Origin of the sequence: Planifilum fimeticola, assembly GCF_003001905.1 — a bacterium.
GTDB classification, from domain to species: Bacteria; Bacillota; Bacilli; order Thermoactinomycetales; family DSM-44946; genus Planifilum; species Planifilum fimeticola.
In genome coordinates this window covers 16,782-42,707 of the sequence record NZ_PVNE01000012.1, presented here as the reverse complement: position 1 = coordinate 42,707, position 25,926 = coordinate 16,782, and the positions used below count along the sequence as shown (strand labels likewise).

The 25,926-nt window shown below is 56.6% G+C and carries 31 protein-coding genes; 12 read left to right on the top strand and 19 right to left on the bottom strand.

The window, feature by feature from the left end:
• Nucleotides 1-2 precede the first annotated feature (2 nt).
• Genes CLV97_RS08940 through CLV97_RS08925 form a run of 4 tightly spaced genes read right to left on the bottom strand, consistent with a single transcriptional unit; the run spans nt 3 to nt 3,395 of the window.
• Entirely contained in the window at nt 3-1,391 is a 1,389-nt protein-coding gene (locus CLV97_RS08940; RefSeq protein WP_106345182.1) for a glycoside hydrolase family 1 protein, read from the bottom strand.
• Between the two features lie 20 nt (nt 1,392-1,411).
• Nucleotides 1,412-1,729 carry a PTS sugar transporter subunit IIA gene (locus CLV97_RS08935; protein WP_106345181.1) on the bottom strand — a complete coding sequence of 106 codons (318 nt, stop codon included), beginning with the start codon at nt 1,727-1,729 and terminating at the stop codon, nt 1,412-1,414.
• 20 nt (nt 1,730-1,749) lie between these two features.
• Entirely contained in the window at nt 1,750-3,075 is a 1,326-nt protein-coding gene (gene celB / locus CLV97_RS08930) for a PTS cellobiose transporter subunit IIC (protein ID WP_106345180.1), read from the bottom strand.
• Nucleotides 3,072-3,395: a PTS sugar transporter subunit IIB gene (locus tag CLV97_RS08925; RefSeq protein WP_106345179.1), complete on the bottom strand. Its 324-nt coding sequence runs from the start codon at nt 3,393-3,395 to the stop codon at nt 3,072-3,074. Before CLV97_RS08925 ends, celB begins: the two co-directional genes overlap by 4 nt.
• A gap of 301 nt (nt 3,396-3,696) precedes the next feature.
• On the opposite strand from CLV97_RS08925, the gene CLV97_RS08920 reads away from it, so the two are divergent.
• The 6 genes from CLV97_RS08920 (at nt 3,697) to CLV97_RS08900 (ending at nt 6,216) form a co-directional block, all read left to right on the top strand.
• A complete protein-coding gene (locus CLV97_RS08920) occupies nt 3,697-4,050 on the top strand; it encodes a hypothetical protein (protein ID WP_146130453.1) in 354 nt (117 codons plus the stop codon).
• Nucleotides 4,051-4,480: 430 nt separating this feature from the next.
• Nucleotides 4,481-4,741, top strand: a complete 261-nt coding sequence (locus CLV97_RS17890) for a DUF4391 domain-containing protein (RefSeq protein WP_146130452.1) — start codon at nt 4,481-4,483, stop codon at nt 4,739-4,741.
• Between the two features lie 68 nt (nt 4,742-4,809).
• Nucleotides 4,810-5,139 (top strand): hypothetical protein, encoded by a 330-nt coding sequence (locus tag CLV97_RS17885; protein WP_146130451.1) that lies wholly within the window; start codon nt 4,810-4,812, stop codon nt 5,137-5,139.
• The gene (locus CLV97_RS08910) at nt 5,126-5,365 is read left to right on the top strand and encodes a hypothetical protein (protein WP_106345176.1); all 240 of its coding nucleotides are present in this window, start codon (nt 5,126-5,128) and stop codon (nt 5,363-5,365) included. Before CLV97_RS17885 ends, CLV97_RS08910 begins: the two co-directional genes overlap by 14 nt.
• Before the next feature lie 353 nt (nt 5,366-5,718).
• Nucleotides 5,719-5,931, top strand: coding sequence for a hypothetical protein (locus tag CLV97_RS08905; RefSeq protein WP_106345175.1), 213 nt, complete (start codon nt 5,719-5,721; stop codon nt 5,929-5,931).
• Between the two features lie 51 nt (nt 5,932-5,982).
• Nucleotides 5,983-6,216, top strand: a complete 234-nt coding sequence (locus CLV97_RS08900) for a hypothetical protein (RefSeq protein ID WP_106345174.1) — start codon at nt 5,983-5,985, stop codon at nt 6,214-6,216.
• Between the two features lie 70 nt (nt 6,217-6,286).
• Here CLV97_RS08900 and CLV97_RS18945 read toward each other — a convergent pair whose 3' ends face one another.
• The 3 genes from CLV97_RS18945 to CLV97_RS08890 form a co-directional block, all read right to left on the bottom strand.
• Nucleotides 6,287-6,895, bottom strand: a complete 609-nt coding sequence (locus CLV97_RS18945) for a nicotinate-nucleotide--dimethylbenzimidazole phosphoribosyltransferase (protein WP_106345173.1) — start codon at nt 6,893-6,895, stop codon at nt 6,287-6,289.
• 28 nt (nt 6,896-6,923) lie between these two features.
• Nucleotides 6,924-7,037: a nicotinate-nucleotide--dimethylbenzimidazole phosphoribosyltransferase gene (locus CLV97_RS18940; RefSeq protein WP_425440557.1), complete on the bottom strand. Its 114-nt coding sequence runs from the start codon at nt 7,035-7,037 to the stop codon at nt 6,924-6,926.
• Between the two features lie 241 nt (nt 7,038-7,278).
• The gene (locus tag CLV97_RS08890) at nt 7,279-7,983 is read right to left on the bottom strand and encodes a hypothetical protein (protein WP_146130449.1); all 705 of its coding nucleotides are present in this window, start codon (nt 7,981-7,983) and stop codon (nt 7,279-7,281) included.
• Between the two features lie 241 nt (nt 7,984-8,224).
• Here CLV97_RS08890 and CLV97_RS08885 point away from each other — a divergent pair, with 241 nt between their 5' ends.
• The gene (locus tag CLV97_RS08885) at nt 8,225-9,007 is read left to right on the top strand and encodes an undecaprenyl-diphosphate phosphatase (protein WP_106345171.1); all 783 of its coding nucleotides are present in this window, start codon (nt 8,225-8,227) and stop codon (nt 9,005-9,007) included.
• Nucleotides 9,008-9,359: 352 nt separating this feature from the next.
• Here the strand turns inward: CLV97_RS08885 and CLV97_RS08880 are convergent, their stop codons facing one another.
• On the bottom strand, nt 9,360-11,162 hold the full coding sequence (locus tag CLV97_RS08880; RefSeq protein WP_170070426.1) for a peptidoglycan D,D-transpeptidase FtsI family protein: 1,803 nt from the start codon (nt 11,160-11,162) through the stop codon (nt 9,360-9,362).
• A 135-nt stretch (nt 11,163-11,297) separates the two neighbouring features.
• On the opposite strand from CLV97_RS08880, the gene CLV97_RS08875 reads away from it, so the two are divergent.
• On the top strand, nt 11,298-11,879 hold the full coding sequence (locus CLV97_RS08875; protein WP_106345169.1) for a YitT family protein: 582 nt from the start codon (nt 11,298-11,300) through the stop codon (nt 11,877-11,879).
• A 260-nt stretch (nt 11,880-12,139) separates the two neighbouring features.
• On the opposite strand, the gene mltG is transcribed toward CLV97_RS08875, so the two are convergent.
• From mltG to CLV97_RS08840, 7 genes are all read right to left on the bottom strand, one after another.
• Entirely contained in the window at nt 12,140-13,186 is a 1,047-nt protein-coding gene (mltG, locus tag CLV97_RS08870; RefSeq protein WP_106345168.1) for an endolytic transglycosylase MltG, read from the bottom strand.
• A gap of 103 nt (nt 13,187-13,289) precedes the next feature.
• Complete coding sequence (locus tag CLV97_RS08865) at nt 13,290-13,580, bottom strand: DUF1292 domain-containing protein (protein ID WP_106345222.1); 291 nt, start codon at nt 13,578-13,580, stop codon at nt 13,290-13,292.
• A 12-nt stretch (nt 13,581-13,592) separates the two neighbouring features.
• Complete coding sequence (locus CLV97_RS08860; protein ID WP_106345167.1) at nt 13,593-13,901, bottom strand: DUF1292 domain-containing protein; 309 nt, start codon at nt 13,899-13,901, stop codon at nt 13,593-13,595.
• Nucleotides 13,888-14,364 carry a Holliday junction resolvase RuvX gene (gene ruvX, locus CLV97_RS08855; protein WP_106345166.1) on the bottom strand — a complete coding sequence of 159 codons (477 nt, stop codon included), beginning with the start codon at nt 14,362-14,364 and terminating at the stop codon, nt 13,888-13,890. Before ruvX ends, CLV97_RS08860 begins: the two co-directional genes overlap by 14 nt.
• Before the next feature lie 16 nt (nt 14,365-14,380).
• Nucleotides 14,381-14,632, bottom strand: coding sequence for an IreB family regulatory phosphoprotein (locus CLV97_RS08850; protein ID WP_106345165.1), 252 nt, complete (start codon nt 14,630-14,632; stop codon nt 14,381-14,383).
• Nucleotides 14,633-14,830: 198 nt separating this feature from the next.
• Nucleotides 14,831-17,455, bottom strand: coding sequence for an alanine--tRNA ligase (gene alaS / locus CLV97_RS08845; protein ID WP_106345164.1), 2,625 nt, complete (start codon nt 17,453-17,455; stop codon nt 14,831-14,833).
• A gap of 380 nt (nt 17,456-17,835) precedes the next feature.
• On the bottom strand, nt 17,836-18,903 hold the full coding sequence (locus CLV97_RS08840) for an acyltransferase family protein (protein WP_106345163.1): 1,068 nt from the start codon (nt 18,901-18,903) through the stop codon (nt 17,836-17,838).
• 233 nt (nt 18,904-19,136) lie between these two features.
• On the opposite strand from CLV97_RS08840, the gene CLV97_RS08835 reads away from it, so the two are divergent.
• The 4 genes from CLV97_RS08835 to CLV97_RS08820 all read left to right on the top strand — a co-directional run bounded on the left by CLV97_RS08835 (nt 19,137) and on the right by CLV97_RS08820 (nt 23,608).
• The gene (locus tag CLV97_RS08835; protein ID WP_106345162.1) at nt 19,137-20,096 is read left to right on the top strand and encodes a cytochrome c oxidase assembly protein; all 960 of its coding nucleotides are present in this window, start codon (nt 19,137-19,139) and stop codon (nt 20,094-20,096) included.
• A gap of 71 nt (nt 20,097-20,167) precedes the next feature.
• Nucleotides 20,168-21,136 (top strand): EamA family transporter, encoded by a 969-nt coding sequence (locus tag CLV97_RS08830; protein ID WP_106345161.1) that lies wholly within the window; start codon nt 20,168-20,170, stop codon nt 21,134-21,136.
• A gap of 163 nt (nt 21,137-21,299) precedes the next feature.
• Nucleotides 21,300-22,802 carry a glycine betaine uptake BCCT transporter gene (locus CLV97_RS08825; protein ID WP_106345160.1) on the top strand — a complete coding sequence of 501 codons (1,503 nt, stop codon included), beginning with the start codon at nt 21,300-21,302 and terminating at the stop codon, nt 22,800-22,802.
• Nucleotides 22,803-22,957: 155 nt separating this feature from the next.
• Entirely contained in the window at nt 22,958-23,608 is a 651-nt protein-coding gene (locus tag CLV97_RS08820) for a Yip1 family protein (RefSeq protein WP_106345159.1), read from the top strand.
• Between the two features lie 106 nt (nt 23,609-23,714).
• Here CLV97_RS08820 and CLV97_RS08815 read toward each other — a convergent pair whose 3' ends face one another.
• The 4 genes from CLV97_RS08815 to CLV97_RS08800 all read right to left on the bottom strand — a co-directional run bounded on the left by CLV97_RS08815 (nt 23,715) and on the right by CLV97_RS08800 (nt 25,874).
• The gene (locus CLV97_RS08815) at nt 23,715-24,779 is read right to left on the bottom strand and encodes an AI-2E family transporter (protein ID WP_106345158.1); all 1,065 of its coding nucleotides are present in this window, start codon (nt 24,777-24,779) and stop codon (nt 23,715-23,717) included.
• A gap of 136 nt (nt 24,780-24,915) precedes the next feature.
• Entirely contained in the window at nt 24,916-25,131 is a 216-nt protein-coding gene (locus tag CLV97_RS08810) for a hypothetical protein (RefSeq protein WP_106345157.1), read from the bottom strand.
• 23 nt (nt 25,132-25,154) lie between these two features.
• Nucleotides 25,155-25,349, bottom strand: coding sequence for a hypothetical protein (locus CLV97_RS08805; RefSeq protein ID WP_106345156.1), 195 nt, complete (start codon nt 25,347-25,349; stop codon nt 25,155-25,157).
• Between the two features lie 12 nt (nt 25,350-25,361).
• A complete protein-coding gene (locus CLV97_RS08800) occupies nt 25,362-25,874 on the bottom strand; it encodes a PRC-barrel domain-containing protein (protein WP_106345155.1) in 513 nt (170 codons plus the stop codon).
• Between the last annotated feature and the right edge of the window lie 52 nt (nt 25,875-25,926).

Below are 25,926 nucleotides of genomic sequence, written 5' to 3'. Positions count from 1 at the left end.
ATTTAATCGAAACCGTTGTTTTGGGCCAACTTGCGAAACCAACCGGCGCTCTTCTTCGGCGTCCTTTTCTGGGTCTTGAGGTCGACGGAGACCAGGCCGTATCGATTTTTGTAGGCGTTCATCCAGGACCAGTTGTCCATGAACGTCCACAGGTGATAGCCCTTTACGTTGCAACCCTCTTCGACGGCCCGGTGCAGCCAGATCAGGTGCCCGCGAATAAATTGGATCCGGTAATCATCCTGGATGACGCCGTCCTTGAGAAATCGCTCCTCGTCTTGAACCCCCATCCCGTTCTCCGAAACGTAGGATTCGATATTGCCGTAGTTCTCCTTCAAATTGATCAGGATGTCGTAGAGGCCCTTTTCATAGATTTCCCAGCCCCTGTACGGGTTCATCTTCCTGCCGGGCATTTCATAGTGATCAAAGAACCACTCGGGCATGAAGGGAGCGTGGGGATTGGGCAGATGTTCCTTCGCTTTGACGCGTCGGGGCTGATAATAGTTGATCCCGAGAAGGTCCACCTTTCCTTCTTTCAACAGCTCCCCGTCCCCCTCCAGCACCTCCGGCAGCTGGCCGTACTCCCGCAGGAGATCGATCAGCTCCCGGGGGTATTCGCCCAAGACCGCCGGATCCAGAAAACTCCGGTTAAAGAACAGGTCGGCGATGCGGGAGGCCTTCAGATCCGCCGGGTGGGAACTCCTCGGATAGGAAGGAGTCAGATTCAGGATGATGCCCACTTTTCCCCGGATGCCCTCTTGCCGGAACGCCCGAACCGCCCTGGCGTGGGCCAGCATCGTGTGATAGGCCACCCGAGCGGCTCGCTTGAAATCCACAATGTTCGGGTAGTGGAAGTCATACAGGTAGCCGCCTTCCACGGGGACGATCGGTTCGTTAAAGGTAAACCACTTCTTCACCCGATCGCCGAACAGCCGAAAAGCCGTACGGGCGTAAGTCTCATAGGCATCGACCACCTTCCGGCTTTCCCATCCGCCCTCCTGTTGCAGCTCCAGGGGCATGTCGAAGTGGAAGAGGGTGACAAAGGGTTCGATGCCGCAGGCCAAAAGCTCATCAATCACGTCATTGTAGAACCGGACCGCCGCCGGATTGACATCGCCCCGTCCCCCCGGAATGAGCCGCGCCCAGGAGATGGAAAACCGGAAGGAATTGTGACCGATCTCCTTCATCAAACGGATGTCTTCCCGATAGCGGTGATAAAAGTCGGAGGCAGTTCCGGGACCCACGTTGTCGTAGAAGCGATGGGGCTCGATTTCATACCAGTGGTCCCAGATGGTTTTCCCCTTTCCGCCTTCGGCCGCCGCCCCTTCGATCTGGGCGGCCGACGTGGCGCTGCCCCACCAGAATCCCTCCGGAAATCGGTATTTCACGGACATGCGGTTTCCCTCCGAATCCTTCAGGTGTTTCGTGCTCTGCTCCGATAGAGTTCGATGATCTCCACCGCCAAATCCCGAACCGTCATCGACGTCATCAAATGATCCATGGAATGCATCAGAATCACGTTGACCGGGGTCTTTTTCCCGCCGGCTTCCCCGTGAAGCAACCGGGTCTGGTAATCGTGGGCCTTGCCCAGTTCCCCTCCGGCCTCTTGGATCAGCCGGTCCGCTTCCTCAAAACGGCCGGCCTTGGCTTCCTGGATGGCCTCCATGGCGTTGGATTTGCCGTTTCCAGCGTGAAGGATGATCTTAAAGGCGGTTTCGACGATTTCGTCCATCTGCCGTATCACTCCCGTGGTCAGTCTCGAACTGCGGCTTTTTTCGCGGCTTGACTGCTGCTTGAATCTCCCTTCTCCCTTTCATAATACTGCTTGTCTAGGATTTTCAGGAAGGGCCACCAGATCGCCATCACGACGAACAGGTTGAAAATCTGCATCACCGCTCCCTGCCAGGCGTTGCCGGTCGCCAGGAACCCGCTCAAGCCGATGGGTGTGGTCCATGGGACGATCACCCCGGCAGGTTTCGGCACCAGCCCGATCGACATCGCCGTATAGGTGATGATGGTCACCACCACCGGCGCCAACAGCCAAGGAATCAGAACGAGGGGGTTCATGATGATCGGAAGGCCGAAGATGATCGGTTCGTTGACGTTGAAAAGGCCCGGGGGCGCTCCCAATTTTCCCAATTCCTTGATCTGCCGGCTGCGCCCGATGAGAAAGATCAGGACAATGACGGCCAGGGTCATCCCCGATCCCCCCATGCCGACGAGGAAGGTGTCGATAAACTGTTTGGTGATGATGTTGGGGAGTTCCTCCCCGGCCTGGAACGCCTTCAGGTTTTGGTCATTCAGGGCAAACCAGATCGGATCGAAGACGGAGTTGACGATGATCTGGCCGTGCAGGCCGAAAAACCAGAAAAACTGAATCAGAAGCACCGCCACGATGGTCGCGGGAAGGCCGCTGCCCAGCACGGTCAAGGGCTGTTGGATCACGGTGTAAATGAAGTTTTGGGCGGTTTCGAAGGGTGTGTAGCTGAAGAGGATGCGGACGATCAGGAAGACGGACAAGGTCAGCGCGATGGGAATCAGGGCGCTGAAGGAACGGGACACCGCATCGGGCACGCCCGCCGGCATCTTGATCACCCAGTTTTTCTTCACAAAATAACGGTACAGCTCCGAAGCGATGAAGGACGTGAAAATCCCGAGGAACAGCCCCTCCGCCCCCAGAACGGATGTGGGAATGACGCCGGTGACATTCTCCAGCACCTGGGGCGTCATTATCAGGAAAGCCGCCAGGGAAACCACGCCGCCATAGATTCCCTCCAGCCCGTAATGCTCCGTCAGCTTGTAACCGATCCCGATGATGACAAACAGGCCCATGATGCTCAAGGTGGCCGCCGATGCCGGTCCAAGGGCATTCTGATAAGCGGCGTATGCCTCTTCGCTCAACACCCGGTCCAAAAAGGGAAAGTTGGCGATCACCACAAAAATCGACCCGAAGATGATCAGGGGCAAGGCCACCATAAACCCGTCCCGGAGAGCCGTCAGGTAACGGTTGTTGTTCAGCTTGTCCGCGAGGGGCAAGAGCAGGTTTTCCAAAACGCCCATCCATTTGTTTTGATTCATCGGGACTCCTCTCCCTTTTCGATCAACTCAAGGGCTTTATTCAGCACGGCTTCTCCATCCACACGGCCGTAGGCGATCGGATCGATCGCTTCGATGGGTATCCCCAGGGCCTCCCCCTCCTCGGAGAGCTTTTTGATCAGGAATCGCATCTGGGGACCCACGAGCAACACATCCGCCTTTTTCATCTCCGTGACGGCCTTGTCCTGCGCCACAGCCCAAATTTCCACGTCCACCCCTCGGGCTTCGGCCGCTTCCTTCATCCGGGAAACCAGCAAACTGGTGGACATGCCCGATGAACAGGCCAGAAGAATCCGCTTCACTTTTCATCCCTCCCATCCTTCTCCGGAGTCCTTTGAAGCCCCCTATCTTCAAATTAAATCGGAAGCGCTTCCAACTGAACCCATCTTTTTTCCGGCAGATGGGGGAAATGGTTGGATCATCCGGAGCGCGACCCGTTTTTTCCGGGATCGGCAAATATACGTCTATCATCTGCCGCCGCAAAAAATAAAAAGGCATGGTTTAACGCCCTTTCCTATGACATTTCACCACACCAATCCATCATTCTCTTTATATAGTGTAAATGAATCCAGTTGAATGCCACGGGGAAAGGAGCCGAGAATGATGGCGAATGGAAACAACAACCAACAAGCCGAACAGTTTGCCCGCCAGCTTGAACAACGGATTCAGCAACAAATCCTGGATTCCGTCAACCGGCTGTTAAAGGAAAACAACTCCCCCGACCAAGATCTTTCCCAGTCCACCGCTTCCCAACCGATCAATCCACTGTCTACTTCCGCACCGACACAGAAAAAGCAGCAACTTGAAAACGTCATGAACGGCGTCGACAAATTGGTCAGCAACGCGATCCATTTCGGATTAAGCGTGATCGCCAGACAGAACAAGGGGTATCTGGAACGGATCCAACGACAATTAAAAGCGCAGATGCAAAGCAAATCTCCCTCCAATAAACAATAAACGGGAGAAATCCGATTGCGCGGCCCCCCTAGGAACCCTCCCCATAAATCGCCCTTCGGGTAGATTCTCAGCACGACACGTGCGCGTGCCGATTCTAGCAACGGCAACGGTCGCGACGGCACAAACCATCACCCATATAATCACGGCGGATTGGGCATAGACAGCAAAACAATCTCTTCAAATGGCCGAACCTTTCTTCCTTACAAGTAATATAGTATATCGTAAGCGAAAAGATTAGACGGGATAGGTTGCTCAATTAGAATACGAGGTTTCGATCACGGCAATTCTCCAAAGACGAATTGGGTATCGGAGGCATCATGGTCGGTCTTCAAACCCTCTCATCATTCACCTAAAAGAACGAAAACCCGAAAAGGGCATGGAAGCCAGACCGCGGTTGGGTCGATGAGCATCATAGAAAGGGGGGTTTTCCATGCATGCCAGAAAAGCAAGGAAAACGGGCGGCCGCATCCAGCACAGTAAGCGGGATCCCGGTTATCTGCGTCTGCTTATCAGGATCCATCGTTTAGAAAAAAAGATTACCCGCCTTGAAAGGGCACTTGCCAAGGTGTCTAACTTCGCATTTGTGGGACCGGTCAGCGGTGTGGGCAATGTCATCGTTCAAACTCCCACAAACCTCGGCGATGCCAGCGTCCTCAGAGGCAACCGAAACTCCGCCACCAACACGGGATAAATCCGCCTTCCCGATGAACCGTTTTCCAACCACCAGGAGCGGATTCCTTGAAAGGAGGTGAAACCCATATGAACAAACTGAATCTGGGACAACAACCGAATCCGGGACAACTCGATTTCATTCGTTCCCTGTTGGAGAACCAAGCAAGAATCAATCCCCTTCAAATGCAGCCGGATGTAGGTAACGTCGTAGCCAAAATTCCCGAGCTCATCCAAAGTGTGTTGCAATCCGTCGCCGGGATTTCAACCCTTAAATCCTCCGGGAATACTCCTCCCGCCGCCATGAATCTTTTGAACATGGCAAAAAACCTCCCTGTCAACACAAACCCCATGGCCCCGGCCAATCCCGATTTGACAGCCCAAACCTTAAAAGGAGGTGAGAAACATGGCTTGCCGTAAGAAAAACGTGAATAAGCTCCACAATAAAATCGTGGTCATCTGCGGGCATCGCAGGCGCCGTCGCCGTCGCGTCAGCTTGGAGCGCGTTGAAGCGGAAGTGGAAAACTTCGCGAGAACGGGCGCCATCAGCGGAACCGCCAATGTCGTAACTCAAGTGCCGACCAACCTGGGTGACGCAGTCGCGATCGGCAGAGGCAGCGGCAACTCCGTCACCAATACCGGTTAATGCGGGGGCTTTGCTGCCCCTTTTCAGCCCCCTCCTTTCAATCTGATCAGGAGGTGAGCCATTTTGGCTTGCAGAAAAAGGAATGTAAATAAGCTGAAAAATGTGATTGTGGTCCATTGCGGACACCACAGACGTCGCCATCGTCGTCGATTTGTCGGAGGCGCTGAAGCGGAAGTGGAAAACTTCGCGAGAACGGGTGCCATCAGCGGGACCGCCAATGTCGTAACTCAAGTGCCGACCAACTTGGGTGACGCGGTCGCGATCGGCAGGGGCAGCCGCAACTCGGTCACCAATACCGGTTAATGAGGGGGCTTTGCTGCCCCTCCTTCTTATAAACGGGAGGTGTTGCAAGGGTGGCAAGGAAAAATCTGATTGTGGTCCATTGCGGACATCGCAGGCGCCGCCGTCGCCTCAGTTTGGAGCGCGTTAAAGCGGAAGTGGAAAACTTCGCCAGGACGGGTGCCATCAGCGGAACCGCCAATGTCTTAACTCAAACGCCGGTCAATTTGGGAGATGCGGCCGCCATTGGCAGGGGCAATGGCAACTCCGTCACCAACGTCGGATAATGCGGGGGCTTTTCGCCCCCTGCTCCCACTTCAATCGGGAGGTGAAACCGTTTGGCCGGGGAAATCCGAAATGACAATGAAGCGATCAACGTCATCGTGCTGGTATTCGGTCAAGGCAGGAGAAGGCGGCGCGTGTTTGTGGATGACGAAGAGACGGAAATCGAAAACTCCGCCAGCACGGGTGCCGTCAGCGGGACCGGGAATGTGATTACCCAAACGACCATCAACTTGGGGGACGCGGTGGCCACGGGAGGCGGCAGCGGCAACTCGGTCACCAATGATTGAGGGTCTTGTCGATGGCTAAAGTGTGATCCATATCCTCAATCTGCCGGGGATGCGTTCAAAACTCTATCCCTCATCCGACCACATCCAAATCAGCATTGATATCAACCTTCCCACCTGTGTTGCGGAGGAGGGCGAAAAATCTCCATTTCCATTTGTCAATGAAACGGACAACCCTTCGGCCTGCAACTGGAAGGAAATCAAGAAAACCAATCAATCTCTTTGTTACAATCCCCAAGAGGTCCGTCCGGATCAACCCCCACCGGCGCGCTGCCAACAAACTCACTCCACCCAACGCACAGCATCCCATCCTTGAGTCCTTCGGGACTTTTTTCATTTTCCGGTGATCGGCGGAGGATCGGCCGACAGGTCCGGCCCATCTATCATCCGCGGGGAAGAATCCAACCCGGAGGCGACGGGACAGACAAACCCCAGCATCGCTACATACAGGAGCGTAGTCCGATGCAGGACGCAAAGGGCCTCCCGGATGTGCTCCCGGCATGGGCCCCACGGTCAGCCGGGCGGGCAGCCAGTTGGCCGTTCCCGGCCTCACCCGGAGGTCGATGACCGAAGGAGGCAGTTTTTTCGCGTTGCTGCCGACATTCACCACCACCAGCTCGGCTCCGAACCGGCGGGTCAGCACATTGATCGCCGCACCGCCCCGGGCGAAGTTGTCGATCATCTGCCCGGTCACCTCTGCGGGTAAGCGCTCACCCCCTCTTCGTCACGCCGTGATCCCCGCACATGACGAGCACGGCCTTTCTCCGGACGTCCGGGATCACCTCCCCTGTGACCCCCGCCAGGCGGATCGCCCTCCCCTCCATCCTCCCTTTCCACAGATCCTGGTAAAAGATCCTTGACTGCATCCCGAAGGAGGGACGCCTCACCTTTCGCCCGCTAGCAAAGGCTCTACTCCGCCTTGTCCATCTTGCACCGTTTCATCGAGGGTCCTATCTCCCGGTCTCCGTCCATAAGAAAAGCACTTCCCTTTCGATGATAGCGGGAAGTGCTTCAGACGGAAAAGAAACTTACAGAAAATACGGTGGCGACTCGCGGGCTTAGCCGTCAGCTGACCTTGTCGGAACCGGACACCCCGTTTTTCGCCCCCGCCTCCGGCGAAGCAGAGGAGGAGGCGTCAAAGGTCTCGTCCTGGTTCAATTTTTCATGCTGCACCTGCTTCTCGATCCGCTCCAGGATTTCGCTGATCCGGTCCATCTCCCGTTTCAATTCGCCGAAGGCGTCCATGCGCTGCTCCAACACCTTCGCCTGCTTTTTGATGTGAAACAGCTGTTGTACCAGCTGGTTCGTCTCGATCCCGCCGCCCCGAACCGACGGGGATTCCCGAAAAAACACGTAACGCCAGCGGATTTCCTTGAGGTCGGGCATCCCCTGTGCCATCGCCGGCCGGACGGGACGGATCCTCTCTTCCGCCTCCAACTGGCGCAACAGCTCGTATGTATCGGCGACATCCTTCGTCCTGAGTTTTTTCCTGCTTCTCAATGACTCGTCCAATTCGAGGGTGGTCGGGAATGATTCCGCGCTTCCGTCCGAGTCGGCGGAACGCTCCCGAATCTTCCGCAGGAGCTCTCGCTTGCGGGCCTCCATCTTCCGCTCTTCCCGCTCCCTTTTAGCTTCCCCGGTCACCCTTTTGAAAAACCATGGAACGATGACACCGTTGGCAAAGACCGCCAAAAATGTGCCCAATAACGTACCAATGACCGCGCCGCTCATGATGTCCGTGTTCAGCCAGTCGGTCCACATCGCTTCCACCGTGTCCCCGCTCCTTTCAATCTTTCTTTTACGCACATCATATCCTTTTCAGTTTCTCTATCAATTCCATTATATCGATCGAAACTCCTTCATGCTCAAGAGAAAATCCATTCTTTCCGGGATGCTCCTCCGCCGGAGGGCTCTTCGGAAAATCCGTCAACAGGATTTTGCCTCTTTTGCAATATATTAGATTAGGACTTGCATCGCGAATGCGGCAATCCCGGCGAAAGGAGCGGGTACTGTGGATTGGCTGGAAGCGACCATACTGGGAATCATCCAGGGCTTGACGGAATTTCTGCCGATAAGCAGCACGGGGCACCTTTACCTGGGACGCCATCTGTTCGGGCTGGATGAGGCGGGACTGTTTCTGGACACGATGCTGCACGTGGGCACCTTGGCGGCGGTCATGACCGTTTACTTCAGAGAGCTGATCACCGTAATGAAAAATCCCTTCGGACGGCTCGGGAGGCTCCTGATCGCCGGAACCGTCCCCACCGCCGTCATCGGGATCCTGTTTGAAGATTTTTTTGAGGAGATCTCCCGCACCGGAGTCACCATCGGGTGGGAGTTCCTGGCCACCGGTCTCATCCTGTGGGTTTCGGACAACTGGAAAAAACACGGTTACAAGCAACTGGAAGACATCAGCTACACCGACGCCCTGATCATCGGAACCTTTCAGGGGGCGGCGATTCTCCCCGCCGTCTCCCGTTCCGGTCTGACGATCGCCGCCGCCCTTTTCCGCAGGATCGACAAGGCGACGGCGGCCTATTTCTCCTTTCTTCTGTCCATTCCGGCCATCGGCGGCGGCGTGGTGTTCCAGGGAAAGAAACTGTTCGAGTCGGCCGGCGAGGCCGTGCCCCTTTCCTCCTTGATGATCGGAACGCTGATGTCCGGCCTCTTCGGTTACCTGGCCATCAAGTGGATGATCTCCGTGTTGAAAAGGGGGTCTCTCAAGGGGTTCGCCCTCTACGTATGGCTGTTGGGTACCGTGGTTCTGGCCGCCCAGTTTGCCGGCGTGTTCTGAACGGAATGAAGGAAGCGCTAAGGAGCCTCCGTCATCATGGACCACGCATTAACAGCACAGGAGGGAACGATTTCCCCCGGACCAACGCCTGCGGGGGAGAAATCGCTCCCTCCAACGTTGTCTAAACATGCCTGTAAAAAGCGGGCGTTTTGAGGCCGCATACTAAAAATGACGTTGGTAGAAGGGAGTGTGCCCCTGAGCGCCATGTGGCAAAAAGCGGTACACCCCCCGGGCGTCTGACAGAGATTGTTCCGCAACGCTTCAAAAAAGGTCGGGGGCGCCAACCGCCTCGGCTCCATGGGCAGGGGGCGCTCGCGAAAATTGGTATCCTCCCCGTCATTTTTCAATCACCCTAACGGGCCGCTTTGGCCCGATCCATCTCCACCTTTTTCAATCCGTCCATCACCCGCCGGAAGATGCGCAGGGCGCGGGGATCGCCGTCGTCGGGGACGGAGCGAACCACCACCGCCACCGAATAGCGGGGCTTCTCATAGGGGCCGAAGCCCACCATCCACTTGTTATAACCGCGGTTCGCTCCCAGCTGCGCCGTTCCCGTCTTTCCGGCCAACGCCCATTCCGCCCCCTTCAGCCCGGCGGCCGTCCCGTCCGTGACGGCCCTGCGCATCATCGCCCTCACCTGCTCAAGGGTTTTCGGCTGTATCGGGCGATCCACCGGCAACCGTTTGGCCGGAAAGCGGACCACCGCCGCTCCCTGCCCGTCCCGGATCTCCCGGACGATGCGCGGACTCGGCAATTTCCCCTGATGGAACAGGGAGGTCACCATGTTGGCCGCCTGAACCGGAGTCATCCGGACGTCCCGCTGTCCGATGGCCGTCTGGGCGACGGCTCCCCCGTCTTTTTTGGACGTTCCCTCCGCGAAGATCAAGCCGGAATGCTCCCCGTGCAGGTGGTGATACTCCTTTCCGGAAAGGCGTCCCGACCACAGGATTTGCCTGCCCAGCCCCAGCTTGTTGGCGTAGGCTTCGATGGTCTCCCCTCCCAACCGCTCCGCCACCTGCGCAAAAACGATGTTGCAGGAATTGGCGTAGGCCTCGGCAAAGGTTTGCTTTCCGTGCCCTTTTCCCTGGGAATCGGTCAAACCGTAGCGGCCGAGCTCCCCGTCGCAGACGAAGGTTTCATCGGGCTTCACCTTCCCCGTATCCAGCGCCGCCACAGCCACCACGGTTTTAAAGACGGAGCCGGGTACCGTCTCCATGATCGCCCGGTTGTCCCAAGGCTGCTGCCCCTCCGTTCTTCCGGGAAGCGGCCGGCTGGCCATGGCCAGGATGTCTCCGCTGGAGATCTCCTGCACGACCACGGCGGCGTCCAAAACATCCTCTTCCTCCAGGATTCGCTCCACCATCGCCTGAATATCCCGGTCCAGGGAGGTCACGAGGGAATGGGGCACTTTTCCGCTCCCCCCGCGGGTCTCCTTCCGGTGGACATCCAATCCGTTGAGGGGTCGCCCCTTCCCATCGACGGTGTAGGTGAGCACATGTTCTCCGCCTCCCCGCAGGAAGGAATCGAAGGCCGCTTCCAGGCCGGTCACTCCCACCTGGGAATGGGCATCCACCTCACCCTCCTTCAGCTCCTCCTCGTACCATTTGCGAATCAGGAACGGATTGCGCTCGGTGCGTCCGATCAGCTGTCGGGCGGGAATGTCAGGATCCAGCCGGTCATCCGTTTCCAACGCATATATTCCGGGGATGTCCAGATCCTCAATCTCCCTGACCTGGGATGGGGTCAGCACCAGGTCCTTTCCGCCTTCCCGGTCGATCGCCCTGGGCGCTTTCAGACCGGACAACTTCTCCACCAACACGCGATGGGGCACCCCGATGATCTCCGCCAGCTGCGTCAGCTTTTCCTCATGGGCCGCCAGATGGCTCTTTGCGAAGGGAAATGCGATCAGCCGCCACCCCCGCGTGCCGGTCAAGGGCCTTCCGCGGCGATCCAGGATGGATCCCCTGCCGCTTTCGACGATCATTTCCTGGGTGTGTTGCTCCTTCGCCCCTTCGACCAACTCCGGCCGAATCGTCGAGGAAATGCGCGTCGTGTTCAGTTGAATCGTAGAGAGGCGCAAGATCAGGCCCACAAAAGCCAAAAGAAACAGAAAGGTCAGCCCGTAACTGCGCCAACGGATTCTCCTGCCGTCCATCGATCTCCCCGCCTTCCCTTTGTCATCTCCATCTTGGACATCAAAGGGAAGATGTATTCCCTCGGTGGGACGGCGACATATTCCCCCTTTCCCGTTCATACGATGTACGGACAACCTGTGGAGGAAGATCCTCGCATGCCACCCATCCTGCCCATATTTCTGGGAGGGCTGTTGATCAGCCTGGGAATCAATTTCTTTCTGTCCCCCCACCGCCTGCTGGACGGCGGTATCATCGGCCTGGCCCTGATCATGCGCTACCTGTGGGGATTCAAGACGGGAATTTCGGTTTTTCTGCTCAGCGTCCCCATCTATCTCTTCGTCGGAAGGATGAACCGGCGTCTGCTTTTCAACAGCCTGGTGGGGCTTTCGGTCTCCTCCCTGATGATCGACGGCCTTTCCCCCCTCCGGGGATGGTTTCTCCTTCCCATGTTCCCCAGCTCCTTGGTGGGCGGACTCCTGGTGGGGACCGGCGTCGGAATCATGCTCCGGCACGGCACCAGCACGGGGGGAACCGATCTGATCGCCCAATATGTGTCGGAGCGAACGGGCTGGAACGCGGGGGTGCTCATCTTTCTGATCGATGCCCTGGTGATCGCCTGCGGAAGCCCGATCCTCGATTTCCACCGCCTCCTTCACACCCTGCTGACGATCAGCGCCGTCGGCTTTGCCACTTCGGTGTGCGTGGCTGCCGGAAAGCCGGACGGGCTGCGCGATTGACGGGTCGAACCGAGCGGAGGAGCTTTTTGCATGACCGCGTCCGAAGGGCGACTGAAGAAGGGTTTGCCGGGCCGCCGGGAGATGGGAAGATGCCTGCATCGCGACCGCTTTGAGATAAGGCGGAGGCCCCTGCCGGACCCGCCGGACACGATTCCGGCGAGAGAAATCCCTTAGGCGCATCCCTGAGCGGGAAGAACTCCGCTCCGCCTCTTCCCGGAGCATAAAAAAAGGGGGATTCCCCCTTTTTTCCGTCTCGGTCTTCAGTTGCCCATGCTTTGCTGATTCTGTTTGCTCCGGTTGATATTGGCCTGATGCTCGGATTCGGTGCGGGCAAAATAATGTTTTCCCGATCCGTCCTTTCTCGTCACGTAAAAGAGATAATCATGCTTTTTGGGCTGCATCGCGGCCTCCAGGGCTTGTTCTCCGGGATTGGCGATCGGTCCGGGGGGAAGTCCCTTGTTCAGGTAGGTGTTGTAGGGACTTCTCACCTTCAGGTCATCGTAAGTGAGGATCTCTTTCTGTTTTCCCAGGGCGTACTGAACCGTGGCATCCACTTGGAGCAGCATCCCCCGGTTCAGGCGGTTGTAAATGACGCCGGAAATGGTGGGCAGTTCCTCCCGCACCCGCCCTTCCCGCTCGATCAGTGAGGCGACCGTCACCCACTCATCGACGGTCAGGTTTCGCCTTTTCAGCTCGTCGCGAACCCCCTCCTTCTCCAGGCGGCGGTTGAACTGATCCAGCATACGGTCCACGATTTCTTCGGGTTTGCTGTTTTTCTCAAAATGATAAGTGCTTGGAAAAAGGTATCCCTCCAGACGGTACTTCCGGTTTTTGTTCGACGGAATGTTTTGTACAAAAGAATATTTGTACTCCTTCTTTTGCACCGCCTTTAAAAACGCTTCCCGGTCGATCCCCAGTTCTTTGATCCCCGCCAAACGATCGGCGATCTGCTCAACGGTGAACCCCTCCGGTATGGTTACCCGCACGGCATTTTGTCTCCCATTTGAAAGGATGGTCAGGATCTCATCGATCTGGGCGCCGGGCGGGATTTCATACACTCCGGCCTGCAGTTTGCGGGCATACCCTTTCAACCATACATAAGGAGCAAAAAACCAGGATTTCCGTATCAGTCCGTTTTCCTTCAGGAGCGCGCCGATTTCCGCGGTGGAAGCCCCCTCCGGGATTTCCATCTCCACCGGCTCCTGCCGAAACGGGGAATCGAGGGTGTAGTCGACGTACAGATACCCCACGACGGCCCACGCTCCGAAGAGCATACAGGTAAGAAGCAACCGAATCAACCACTTCATCACGTTTCCCCCATGCTCAACCTTATGTAACGTCTGATGCTTGGCCCTTTTATGTTAGCACAATTGCTCAAAAAAAATAACGGGGCACGGCCCCGCATCTTCGTCAAATTTCGTCATAATACAACAGTTCGTCAACGGCTTCAGCAGCCCTTTCCCATTCATCCTCATCCACTACGTGCTCGATCTTGTGGTCATCGCCCACGCGGAAGATGTAGGCGTCCTCAACTCCGTTCTCCTCCGTCTGAAGAACGCAGTAGTGACGACCGTCCAGTTCGATCTCCCTCAAGATGTGATACGCCTGATCTTCCTCTTTTCCCTCTTCATCCACGAGGATCACTTTCCGGCCGTAGGTGTCGCGAAGAATATGCACTTCCTTGGCCAAAGGCTCATTCATGTCCACTTGACATCATCCGTTTGCCGGCGAGGAATCTTCGTCCGTCTCTTCCATAATGGTGTGGAACATTTCCTCCACCATGTCCCATTCCTCTTCGTCTTCGATCAGGTGGATGGTCAGGTTGTCCCCATCCTCCTCGTAACGGAAGGCGTATACCTCCTGCTCTTCCGCATCCTCCGCGACATCGTCCGCCGGAGTGACGAGCATGTATTTTTTCCCCGTGTCGTCCCGTTCAAAGGTGAACAAAATTTCAAACCGATCCTCATTCCCCTCTTCATCGGGGATGTAGATGTATTCCGGCTCGCTCTCATGGTTTTTCATCGCTCTGCGTCCTCCTTTGGGCGTCCAGATACCCCTGCAGGATCCAGCACGCCGCGATCTGATCAATCACTTGGCGCCGCTTTTTGCGGCTCATGTCGGCGGAAAGGAGCGTCCGTTCCGCCGCAACCGTGGAAAGGCGCTCATCCCAGAGGATGACCGGGAGGGAAAACCGGTCCTCCAACCGTTGGGCCAGCTCCTGACACGCCTTCCCCCGCGGCCCGACCGAACCGTCCATGTTGCGGGGAAGCCCGACGACGATGGCCTCCACTTCGTTTGCTTCAATCAACTCCGCCAGACGTCGCATCCAGTCGGGGCGCGTCCGGTCGATCACCCCCACCCCTTGAGCGGTCCAGCCCAAATGATCGCTCACCGCCACCCCGATCCGCTTCTTGCCCACATCCAAACCCATCACACGGGCAGGCGAAGGGGAGGGTTCCGACCGTTCCCGCCTGTTTGAACACATGTTAGTATGCATCCTTTCACTTTTGCGATTGCAGATAAAATCTTACCAATTCCTCCATCAACTCATCCCGCTCCACCTTGCGAATCATCGCCCGAGCGTTGTTGTGCCGGGGGATGTAGGCGGGATCCCCCGACAACAGATATCCGACAATCTGGTTGATGGGGTTGTACCCTTTCTCCTTCAATGCCTCATAAACGAGCAAGAGCACCTCTTTGGGAGCCACTTCCTGTTCCTCTCCACGGAGGTCGAACTTCATCGTCTCGTCCATGGATCCCTCAACCTCACTTTGATATAGTGACCGCCTGAAACCGTTGCCCTTATTTGGGCCGAGGGGGTTATGCCGCCTCGGCCCGTCCGAAAACCGGGTTCCGCGGCACAACCCCCTTCTTCCGCTGTCAATTCTTTTTTCCGTATGGGACTGTTCATTTCCTTTTTTCTTATTCCCGGTTTACGGAAAAAATGATCCTCACTTGACATGTTGGCGAATCCAATCGGGCACTGCCCGAAGGGCCTCATCCAGCTTTTCCGGCTGTTTTCCGCCCGCCTGGGCGAGATCGGGACGGCCGCCGCCCCCTCCGCCGCAGCGGGTGGCCACTTCCTTCACCAACCGACCGGCGTGCAGTCCCGCCTCCACGAAGCGGGGGGAAACGGAGGCGACCAGCTGCACCTTGCCGCCGGCGACGGCCCCCAAGACGATGACCCCTTCTTTCACACGGCTTTTCACATCGTCCACCATCCGGCGCAGGTCGTCCATCCCGGACGCCTCCACCTTGGCGGTCAGAACGGGCACCCCGGCCGTTTCTTCCACCCGTTCGGCCAGCTGAAGGGCTTCCAGATGGTTCAGCTTATCCCGCAGGGATTCGTTTTCCCGGGTCAGCTCCTTGATCCGCGCCTGAAGGGTTTCCACCCGATCGGTCACATCGGCCGGACTCGCCTTGAGGAGGGAAGCGGCCTTCTTCAAAAGTCCCAGATGGTGGTCCAAATAGCGGAAGGCATAGCGTCCCGTGACCGCTTCGATGCGCCGGATGCCCGAACCGATCCCGCCCTCGCTGACAATCTTAAACATCCCGATTTCGCTGGTCCGGTTCACATGGGTTCCTCCGCAGAGCTCCAGGCTGTAATCGCCGATGCGGATCACCCGGACGATGTCTCCGTATTTTTCCCCGAAGAGGGCCATCGCTCCCATTCTTTTGGCCTCTTCCAGGGGTTTGATCAGCACCTCCACATCGGTGTCGGCCCACACCTGGCGATTGACCCGGTCTTCCACCTCCCGGATCTCCTCTTCCGACATCGGTCCGATGTGGGTGAAGTCGAAGCGCAAGCGGTCCGGAGCCACCAGGGATCCCGCCTGGTTGACGTGATCGCCCAACACTTCCTTCAGCGCCTTGTGCAGCAGATGGGTGGCGGTGTGGTTTTTGCGGATGTCATCCCGGTCCGCGTCAATGGTCGCTTCCACACGCTCACCCCGGCGAAGGGTTCCCTCCTCCACCCGGACCGTGTGCAAATGTTCCCCGCGCGGCCCTTTCTGCACATCCTCCACCCGGAGGCGGGCCTGCGGAGAGACGATCCATCCCTTGTCGGCCACCTGCCCCCCGCTTTCGGCGTAAAAGGGCGTTTCCTCCAGAATCAGGGTGCAGGTTTGCCCTTCGCCCGCCTCCTCCGACAATCGATCGTCCCGAATGATCGCCGCCACCCGGGTGCTGACCGTCCGCTCCGTGTATCCGACAAAGCGGGACTCCACATTCAGATCGGACAGGACGCCTCCCTGCACCTGCATGCTGTCCACATCCTTGCGGGCGGCCCGGGCCCGCTCCCGCTGATCCTCCATGGCCCGCTCAAAGCCTTCCCGGTCCACCGTAAGCCCCTTCTCCCGGGCGAAATCCTCCGTCAGATCAATGGGAAATCCGTAGGTGTCGTACAGGCGGAAAGCCTCTTCGCCGGTGATGGCGGAACGCCCCTCTTTTCGGGCACGCTCGGCCACTTCCTCCAGGATGTTCAGCCCTTCGCTCAGGGTTTCGAGGAAGCGCTCCTCCTCCCCGCGGATCACCCGTTCGATAAACTTCTTCTTCTCCTCAGGTTCCGGATAATAATCGCGCATAATCTCTGCGACCACGCCCGTCAGCCTGTACAGGAAGGGACGCTGGATGCCCAGCACCCGGCCGTATCGGACCGCGCGGCGAAGCAACCGGCGAAGCACGTAACCCCGCCCTTCGTTGGAGGGGAGCACTCCGTCGCCCACAGCAAAGACGAGGGTCCGGATGTGATCGGCAATCACCTTGAGGGCGATGTCCGTCTCGCGGTTTTCTCCGTAAGTGACTCCCGCCTCGCGGCATGTGGCCTGGATGATCGGCTGGAACAGGTCGGTGTCGAAGTTGGTGGGAACGTTTTGCATGACGGAGGCCATCCGCTCCAACCCCATGCCCGTATCGATGTTTTTCTTGGGAAGCGGGGTGTAGGTTCCGTCGGGGTTGTGATTGTATTGGGAGAAGACCAGGTTCCAGATCTCCAGATAGCGTTCGTTCTCCCCTCCGGGATAGCATTCCGGATCGTTCGGATCGCCGAATTCCTCGCCCCGGTCGTAAAAAATCTCGGTATTGGGACCGCTCGGCCCTTCCCCGATATCCCAGAAATTGTCCTCCAGCTTGACGATCCGCTCCTCGGGAATGCCCACCTTCTCGCGCCAGATGCGATGCGCCTCGTCATCCTCCGGGTGGATGGTGACCGACAGCCGATCGGGATCCAGCCCCATCCACTTGGGATCGGTCAGAAACTCCCAGGCCCAGAGGATGGCTTCCTCCTTGAAATAATCGCCGATGGAGAAGTTGCCCAGCATCTCGAAAAAGGTGTGGTGCCGGGCGGTATAGCCGACATTTTCAATGTCGTTGGTGCGAATCGATTTCTGGGCGTTGACGATCCGGGGATTTTCCGGATTGAGCCGTCCATCGAAATATTTCTTCAGCGTGGCCACTCCGCTGTTGATCCACAAAAGGGAAGGATCATCCACCGGCACCAGCGACGCGCTCGGTTCGATCCGATGTCCCTTTTCGGCAAAGAAATCGAGAAATTTCCTCCGGATTTCACTCGCTTTCATCCCATTTCGCCTCCCTGTATCTCCAAATAAAAAACCTCCCCGTCCCAGGGACGGGAAGGCTCCCGCGGTACCACCCCGATTACCGCCGCAAAAGGGCGGTCTCTCGATATCGGATAACGGCGGATGTTCGCCGGCGGGGTTTGCCCGCGCTTCGGAACTGGCCTTCAACCGTCCTGATCCGGGAAGACCTTTCAGCCGCGGGTCTTCCTCTCTTTTCGGAAGGATCGGTTTACTTCGGTTCCGTCATCGCTTTGGATAGGAATTTTTTATCTGCGTCCGGCCATTGATATTCCCTATTATACAACGATCCGTCGAGGTTTTAAACATCCGGATGAACCCGTAAGCGCTTTCCATTCCGCATGCGGGAAAGCGCAGCCAATCTACGAAGACATGGCTTGGTCGTAGCGGTTTTTCCGGAAGATCCAACGGATTTTCGGCTGTACCAGCGGCTGGGTGACCTTTTGAACGAAGCGCGAAGACAAAAACAGGGTCAGCGCAATGGCCGCCAGGGTGACGAGGATATACAAAACGGGTCCCGCCGCGTCCTCCGGAACCAACACCCTGAAGGGATGGATGAAGAAACCGTGCAGGAGATATACATACATGGATCGACTGCCCAGTTCCGTGAAAAAGGTTTTCCGACGGGGAATCAGGCTCAGAACGAACACGGACATCATGAGCGCCAGCCCCATGGCACCGATTCGGAAGATTCCCGCATACCATTCCGGATGTCCAAACTCCGCATAAGGTTTGCCGTAAAGCATCCATTCCCGCGTGGGGAACAAAGGCTCCAGATAGTACAACAGGAGAAACACGAGGGCGATTCCGCCCACGGACAAGAGTCGCCTTCGCGGGGTGAACCAGTTCAACAGCACATCAAAGTGGCGTTTCTGAAGATAGAATCCCAGCAGGAAGAAGGGGAAAAACCCCAGGGTTCGCTGCAGGCTGAGAAATTGATCGACGCCCTCGACATATCCGGCCAGCACCGCCACCAGAAAGCACAGGAGCAAGGGACGTTTAAACTGGAGGAAGTAGGGGAGGAGCATGCGCCACAGAAACAGGCTCAACAAAAACCACATGCTCCAGTAGGGAATCAGTATGGTCAGGTTCAAATTTTCGGTCTGGTACAGGTAATGACGGAAAACAGAATAAATCACCTCAAAAATGAAATAGGGAACCAGCAAGGTGGCAATCGTTTTTTGCATATACCCCGGCTTGTTGTAATTCTTGGTGAAATAGCCGGAAATCAGAATAAAAAGAGGCATGTGAAAGGAATAGATAAGGAGATAGGCAGTTTTTACGATCTCGTTGTCATGCCTCAAGTTGGTATAAGCGTGACCGATCACCACGAGGGTGATCAACACGAATTTGGCGTTGTCGAAAAACGGATCCCGCGTTTTTTGTTTTTTTTGCGTTGTTTGTGGAGCTGCACCTTCTCCTTTTTCCATAAGATGAAAATACCCCCTATTCAAACATAAAAAAAACAGGATCCAAAAGTGGAATCCCGTTTTAATGATATATATAGGATCAAGGATCGTTCTATGAATTGAAACGAACTTTTCAAAGCAAATGTTTCGGTACCCTTACTTTTCCTATCCGGCAGGGCCCGTGAGAGAATCGGCCGCCTTTTGTGGTAGAATCGAAACAAAGCACGGCTTGTCCGTGAAATGAGGTCTCGAAAATGTGGGAATCCATTCCGTGGCGTTGGGATCCGGGCTGGGCGATCGCCCTTTTCGCCCTGGCCCTTCTTTACGAAGGGGCGATCCGATGGCTCCCGGCTCCGTCCTCCCATCCAACCACCCCATTCAGCAAGCGAATGGGCGTTTATGCAGGACTTCTCCTCTGTTATGCGGCGCTGGGAAGCCCCCTGGCGACCCTGGCCCGCCAATCCCTATCGATCTACATGTGTTGGTTGTCGCTCCTTTGCTGGTTCGCCCCGCCCCTCGTGCTCCCGGGCTTGCCCCCGGGATTGCTGAGCCCCCTTGGCAGAGGGCGATGGAGAAGAACCGTTGTTTCCTTTCTCACGCATCCGGTGATCGCCCTGATCCCGTTCCATGTCACCTTTTTCATCGTCTTTTATCCACCGATATTTGACGCTCTGTTCACCCGTCCCCTGCAAAGGTTGACCGCAGAGGTGTTGCTGGTATTGACGGCATACCTCATGTGGTTTCCGGTGTTTTGCCCTGTCCGCGGATGGGATCGGCTGAACGAGTGGAAAAAGATGATATACATCACGATCAGCGCCTTGCTGCTCACACCCGTTTCCTTCTGGCTCCTCTTTGCCGACGACATCCTCTTTCACGTTTACGAAACGGCAATCAATCCCTTTGCCTTCGATCCCGTATTGGAACAAAGAATTGCCGGGGCCTGGATGAAATTTGTTCAAGTGTTCCTCTTCGGGGGCGCATTCACCTACTGGTTCATCCGATGGGTGCGCAAAGAGCAAAAAAGGGAGCCGTTGAACCGGAAAACGGCGGAACGGGAGGCGGTGGCCCGCCATCTTTTGAACAAAAGGGTGACTTACGGAAAAAGCGCGTCCACTTCTCTGAAAACTCCGTCCAAAAAACGGGGAAAACCGTCTTCCGAGGTCGTCTCCCTCCTGGAGCTGAGGCGAAAAAAGAATCGGCGAACCGATACTTAAAGCTTTCGACGGAGGACAAGCCATATTGCACATCGAAACGGTCCGCGCGTTCGAGGAAGGGGGTTGATCCGATGAAAAGCCGCCTACTGACAGGCTCCCGCCTCAAGGGATTCGCCATGGTCCTCACCGGAGCCGTATGCTGGGGATTATCCGGTACGGTCGCCCAACACCTTTTCCAAAACGAGGGGTTCCATCCCGGATGGATGGTGACGGTGCGCCTGATTCTCTCCGGCTCCCTGCTGTTGATCGGGGTATCGCTGTGGAGAAAGGACGACGCCGTTCAAGGGATTTGGCGGGATCCCTACGATCGTTTGCGCCTCCTGTTGTTCGCCGTATTGGGCATGTTGGCCGTTCAGTACACCTATTTCGCCGCCATCGCTGCCGGAAACGCCGCGACGGCCACCCTGCTGCAGTACTTGGGACCCGTCCTGATCACCGCCTGGTGGGCCTTTTCCGAGCGTCGATGGCCCAGTGCCAAGGAGGCCGCATCCGTCCTACTGGCGCTCATGGGCACTTTTTTGTTGGTGACCGGCGGGCGTCCGGACAGTTTGTCCATTTCGGGGGCCGCCCTCTTTTGGGGACTGGGATCCGCCGCCGCCCTGGCCTTTTACACGCTGTACCCTTCCGGATTGTTGAGACGGTGGGGCTCCGCCGCGGTGGTGGGTTGGGGGATGGTGATCGGAGGCGTCGGACTCTCCCTCATTCATCCCCCTTGGCCCGCCGGAGGAACCTGGACGCCGGTCAATGCCCTTTTTGTCCTGTTCGTCATTTTGTTCGGCACCCTGGTCCCTTTTTTTCTTTACTTGGAGAGTCTCCGCTATATCCGCCCCACGGAGACCGGACTATTGGCCAGCGCCGAACCCCTGACCGCCTCGGTGGCCGCCGTCCTCTGGCTGAAAGTTCCCTTTGGTGCCCCCGAATGGGTCGGCGCTCTCTGCATCATCGCCACCGTCGTTCTCTTATCGGCGGGAGAGAGCGGAAAACGGGAAGAAGCAGAAAATGCCGTCGCCGATCGGAAGAGAACCCTTCAGGGAGGATGAGAGAAGCTTTCTGCTTCCTTGCTCCTCCCTTTTTTCATTTGATAAGATGGAAAAGCATTTTTTATGGGCTTTCAAAACAAAATATAAGTAGTTTATTAAACGGAGCCATCAGAGCTGTTCCCGGCATAACGCTTGAAACCTGCATATTGAAAGGTGGTATGTCGTGAATTACTCAAAAAGAGTTCTGATCCTTTCGCTGCTGATTTCTGCAATTTTCGTGCTTTGGGGAACCCTTCTTCCCGATCATTTGACCAGCATCACCTCGAATATTCAGGAATTCCTCCAGAAAAAGTTCGGGTGGTTCTACCTCCTGTCGGCAACCTCCTTTTTGGTCTTTGTGGTAATCATCATTTTTTCACGCTACGGCAGTATCAAGCTGGGAAAAGATGATGAAGAACCCGAATACAGCTATCTGAGCTGGTTTGCCATGCTCTTCAGCGCCGGAATGGGCATCGGGCTGGTTTTTTGGGGAGTGGCCGAACCCTTGAGCCACTATGCCGCGCCTCCCCTTGCCGAAAAGGAAACGCCGCAGGCCGCCCAGGCCGCCTTGAAATACTCCCTCTTTCACTGGGGACTCCATCCGTGGGGCATCTACACGCTGATCGGGCTCGGTCTGGCCTATTTCAAGTTTCGCAAAAACGCACCGGGGCTGATCAGCGCCATCTTCACCCCGATCCTCGGAGATCGGGTCAACGGTCCCATCGGTAGGGCCATCGACATTCTGGCCATCTTCGCCACCGTTTTCGGCGTCGCCACCTCCCTGGGATTCGGGGCTGTTCAGATTTCCGCCGGGCTGTCCTTCCTGTTCGGCATCGAAAACAATTTCATCACCCAAGTGGTGATTATCGTCGTGGTGACGGTCCTCTTCACCCTGTCCGCCTTGTCCGGCCTCGACAAGGGCATCAAATATCTGAGCAACACCAACGTCCTGTTGGCGGTTCTCTTGATGTTCTTCCTGCTCTTCGTAGGACCCACCAACTTCATGATGAACTTCTTCACCACCACCCTGGGCGCCTACCTGCAGGAACTTCCCCAGCTCAGCCTCCGGATTACGCCCTTTCCGGAATCGGAGCTCTCCCAATGGACCCAGAGCTGGACGATCTTCTATTGGGCCTGGTGGATCGCCTGGGCTCCCTTCGTCGGCACCTTCATCGCACGCATCTCCCGCGGCCGGACTGTCCGCGAATTCATCATCGGCGTTTTGGCCGTTCCGACGCTTTTCAGCGCCCTGTGGTTCGCCGTGCTCGGCGGAGGCGGAATCTATTCGGAGATGTTCAACCACGCGGGTATCGTCCAGGTGATGAACGACAAGGGAACGGAAATCGCCCTGTTCAAATTCCTGGAGCAGTACCCCCTCGCACCGATCCTGATCACATTGGCGATTCTCCTGATCAGCTCCTTTTTCATCACTTCCGCCGATTCCGCCACCTTCGTGCTGGGAATGCTGACCACCGGCGGACGGCTCAATCCGACCAAATCCGTCAAGCTCACCTGGGGAGTGGTTCAATCGGCGGCGGCGGTGGTTCTCCTCGCCTCCGGCGGGCTCGCCGGGCTTCAAACCGCATCGATCATCGCCGCTTTCCCCTTCACCTTCGTCATGATCGGAATCGGCATTTCCCTGTACAAGACGCTGAAGACCGACATGCCCAAACTGAGACACCGATAAAGAAAAATCGAGCGGCCGTCTGGCGGCCGCTTTTTTTTTTTGAAATAAATTGTTGAACAATCGGATTAAAAAGTGTAATCTGAACAAGCGCGCCAAATCTTGGTGCAATATCACAAAAAGTGAGGTGACATGCTGCGATTGGGCAGCACGCCGAAATGGAAGCTCCAACCCTATCGCAGGAGTCAGAATCCCGGGATTACAACCCCTGGATCGACATGTGGTTCAGACCGCGGGAAACGGTCCGATATCTTTTGGATTATCGAGTCAAGCGATGGATTTATGTGCTGGTTTGTCTCAACGGAATCAGCCATGTCTTGGACCGGGCTTCCAACAAAAGCATGGGAGACGACATGTCACTCTCCATGATCCTGCTCTTCTCCCTGCTGATCGGACCGATTGCAGGCATCATCGGATGGATCATTTTTAGCGGAGTCATCCGACTGGCGGGTAAGATCCTGAAGTTGGAAGCTGACGGGCGAGAGGTGCGGGCGGCGGTAGCCTGGTCTTACGTCCCCATCGCCTGGTCGCTGCTCCTGTGGATCCCCGCGCTGTTGATATTCAAGGATGAACTGTTTCTCAGCCAAACTCCCGCTATTGACAGCAGCCCTCTCCTCATGTCTCTGTTGCTGCTTTTTTCTCTATTTGGTTTCATCATTTTCATCTGGCATGTGGTCATATTGTCCAAAAGCGTGGGGGAAGTGTTTGGTTGCTCAGCCTGGAAGGGCCTTGGTACGGTGGTACTCGGCTTCATGATTTTATACGTACCTTTCCTTTTGATCCTGCTCCCCTTCATCTTGTTGAGCTAGCGCTTTGACACTGTGGAAATGAGCGAATCCCCCGGCCGCAGGCTCGTCCGAACGAGTGGGAATGGGGTAAACCCGGATTGCCGGCGATTTTTCGCCGGTTTTTCCACTAAGACCGGCGGATGTAATGGAGGGCCACATGTTCCAGGATCACCTTGCAGACGGCGAAAAAGGGCACCGCCAGGATCATGCCCAAAATCCCGCCCACTTCACCGCCCACCAGGAGCGCAAAGATGATGAAGAGCGGATGCATGTGAAGGGTTCGGCCGACGATTTGGGGGGATATGACGTTTCCTTCCAGCATCTGAACCACCAGGTTGACCGCGATCACATAAAGCACCATTTTGTAAGAGATGCTCAACGCCACCAAGACGGCGGGAATCGCGCCGAAAAAGGGGCCCAGATAGGGAATGACGTTGAACAGGGCCACCAGACCGGCCAAAAGGAGCGCGTAGGGAAGCCCGATCACCAGATAACCGATGTATGCCAGGGTACCCACCGCCAGGCAGACCAGCAGCTGTCCCCGGACATAATTTCCCAGCGCCTCATCGATATCCCTCAGCACGCGCAGGATCTCCTTCCGCCGGCGGGCGGGAAAAAGGCTGACGAAGGAGCGTTCGATCACTTGGGCGTCCTTCAGCATGTAATACACCAGAAAGGGAACGATCAATGCCAGGAACAATTGGTTGAGGGTGGTCCCCAAACCCGTCACGAGGTTGCCGACCCCGTCGGTGACGGCCTGCTCCAGCCGGTCCAGGGATTTCTCGATCCCCGCCCGGACGCTCTCCGGGAGCAAATACTTGTTGTCGTTGTACTGCTGAATCCAGGACTGAATCTGCATGTTCCACTGGGGAAGGTGCTCCGCCAGCTCCTTCATTTGGGCGTTCAGAAGGGGAGACATGTTGACGAAGACGATGCAGATCGAAAGGATGAACATGGTGTAGATGAGAAGCACCGCCACGGAACGGGGCAACGCCCGCCCGCTGATCAGATTGACAACGGGATGAAGCACGTAGGAAATGATCACTGCGATGACGTACGGCATGAGCACCGCCTTCAGAAAGTGAAACAACCCTTTGAGGAGCGGGGCGATCTGCACCAAAAGAAAGATGATTCCCAGGATGATCAGCGTCATGAAAGCCAGATACAGCTTTCGGTTGTAAAAGCGTTCCATCGGGACCACCCTCCCTGTTTGCGGAGGCAGCAAATAGGGGCTCATCCAAAAAATACTCGAAGGATCGCCAGATATGCTACGAAAAAACCTCCGGGGACATACCCGGAGGTCAGCCGGCCGGCCGCGGGGAGCCGCTTTAACGGGCCATGCGGCGCATCAACCGGTTCCCCATGACCCGGAACATCGTCCTCCCGAGATCCATATTCATCTGCATCCGCGAAAGCCAATGACGGCGCCCAAATCCACGCCGCATGGGGGAAAAACGCATCCTCCCCCTGCTGTCCCTCCACTTTTTGATCAAAAAAGCGGCGGTCAACAGCATCGCCAATCGCGCAAAATAACGTTTGTACATCCGGTAACCCTCCTCGCACGGGGTCACAGGTTTGCCTGATTGGGATGATCCAAAAACAGGTCGTTGAGGGAGCTGAGGCTCCCGTCCTCCTCAACCTGGTACACTGCTTCAATCCGGCCACCCGTGACCGACAGCTCGACGAAACAGTGCCAGCAATAATACTGATTGGTGCCCACTTTCCCCAGGTCATGGGAATTGCAGTTCGGACAGCGAAGCATCGGTTTTCTCCCCTACTTTCCATTGGCATCTTGCAGTGGGATGTCCTCGTCGGGAGCGATGATCACATCTTTTCCCCAGGTGAGATGCAACGCCCCCGGCTTCAGCACCTTGCGGCCGCTCAGAACATCGGACAAGAACCCGTCAGACAATTCGTATCCAATCAGGGTTCCCAATTCTTCCCGAAAATAGACATCCTCCACCCAACCCAGTTCCCGGCCGCTCGCCTTGATGACGGGTCGCCCCTTCAGCCTACGGTCTCCGGACAGAAGACCGACCCATTCCCGCTGCTCGTCGCCAAGGGGAGAAACGGCATCTTCGCTGTCGATCATGACGGCGTCGGCACCGAACGCCGCAATGTTTTCCACGGCAACAAACCGACCGCGCCGCAACCACCCATCCCTTTCCAGCAACACCCCCCGCAGATTTTGCCGACCGTCAAACAACAAATCGCGTACGGTCCCGATTTGTTCACCCGTTTCCGAGACAATGACCGGCAGGCCGATGACGTCCCGGGATTTGCGCAAGGGGTCCTCCTCCTTCCGCTACCCTTAGTATGGGTCTACCCGGGAAAGCCAT

Bases quoted from the DNA above. Each gene is read 5' to 3' on its own strand.
- CLV97_RS08940 (WP_106345182.1), bottom strand. From the start codon at position 1,391: ATGTCCGTGAAATACCGATTTCCGGAGGGATTCTGGTGGGGCAGCGCC.
- CLV97_RS08935 (WP_106345181.1), bottom strand. From the start codon at position 1,729: ATGGACGAAATCGTCGAAACCGCCTTTAAGATCATCCTTCACGCTGGA.
- celB (WP_106345180.1), bottom strand. From the start codon at position 3,075: ATGAATCAAAACAAATGGATGGGCGTTTTGGAAAACCTGCTCTTGCCC.
- CLV97_RS08920 (WP_146130453.1), top strand. From the start codon at position 3,697: ATGGCGAATGGAAACAACAACCAACAAGCCGAACAGTTTGCCCGCCAG.
- CLV97_RS17890 (WP_146130452.1), top strand. From the start codon at position 4,481: ATGCATGCCAGAAAAGCAAGGAAAACGGGCGGCCGCATCCAGCACAGT.
- CLV97_RS17885 (WP_146130451.1), top strand. From the start codon at position 4,810: ATGAACAAACTGAATCTGGGACAACAACCGAATCCGGGACAACTCGAT.
- CLV97_RS08910 (WP_106345176.1), top strand. From the start codon at position 5,126: ATGGCTTGCCGTAAGAAAAACGTGAATAAGCTCCACAATAAAATCGTG.
- CLV97_RS18945 (WP_106345173.1), bottom strand. From the start codon at position 6,895: ATGATCGACAACTTCGCCCGGGGCGGTGCGGCGATCAATGTGCTGACC.
- CLV97_RS18940 (WP_425440557.1), bottom strand. From the start codon at position 7,037: ATGGAGGGGAGGGCGATCCGCCTGGCGGGGGTCACAGGGGAGGTGATC.
- CLV97_RS08880 (WP_170070426.1), bottom strand. From the start codon at position 11,162: ATGGACGGCAGGAGAATCCGTTGGCGCAGTTACGGGCTGACCTTTCTG.
- CLV97_RS08875 (WP_106345169.1), top strand. From the start codon at position 11,298: ATGCCACCCATCCTGCCCATATTTCTGGGAGGGCTGTTGATCAGCCTG.
- mltG (WP_106345168.1), bottom strand. From the start codon at position 13,186: ATGAAGTGGTTGATTCGGTTGCTTCTTACCTGTATGCTCTTCGGAGCG.
- CLV97_RS08865 (WP_106345222.1), bottom strand. From the start codon at position 13,580: ATGAATGAGCCTTTGGCCAAGGAAGTGCATATTCTTCGCGACACCTAC.
- CLV97_RS08860 (WP_106345167.1), bottom strand. From the start codon at position 13,901: ATGAAAAACCATGAGAGCGAGCCGGAATACATCTACATCCCCGATGAA.
- ruvX (WP_106345166.1), bottom strand. From the start codon at position 14,364: ATGTGTTCAAACAGGCGGGAACGGTCGGAACCCTCCCCTTCGCCTGCC.
- CLV97_RS08850 (WP_106345165.1), bottom strand. From the start codon at position 14,632: ATGGACGAGACGATGAAGTTCGACCTCCGTGGAGAGGAACAGGAAGTG.
- alaS (WP_106345164.1), bottom strand. From the start codon at position 17,455: ATGAAAGCGAGTGAAATCCGGAGGAAATTTCTCGATTTCTTTGCCGAA.
- CLV97_RS08840 (WP_106345163.1), bottom strand. From the start codon at position 18,903: ATGGAAAAAGGAGAAGGTGCAGCTCCACAAACAACGCAAAAAAAACAA.
- CLV97_RS08835 (WP_106345162.1), top strand. From the start codon at position 19,137: ATGTGGGAATCCATTCCGTGGCGTTGGGATCCGGGCTGGGCGATCGCC.
- CLV97_RS08830 (WP_106345161.1), top strand. From the start codon at position 20,168: ATGAAAAGCCGCCTACTGACAGGCTCCCGCCTCAAGGGATTCGCCATG.
- CLV97_RS08820 (WP_106345159.1), top strand. From the start codon at position 22,958: ATGGAAGCTCCAACCCTATCGCAGGAGTCAGAATCCCGGGATTACAAC.
- CLV97_RS08815 (WP_106345158.1), bottom strand. From the start codon at position 24,779: ATGGAACGCTTTTACAACCGAAAGCTGTATCTGGCTTTCATGACGCTG.
- CLV97_RS08810 (WP_106345157.1), bottom strand. From the start codon at position 25,131: ATGTACAAACGTTATTTTGCGCGATTGGCGATGCTGTTGACCGCCGCT.
- CLV97_RS08805 (WP_106345156.1), bottom strand. From the start codon at position 25,349: ATGCTTCGCTGTCCGAACTGCAATTCCCATGACCTGGGGAAAGTGGGC.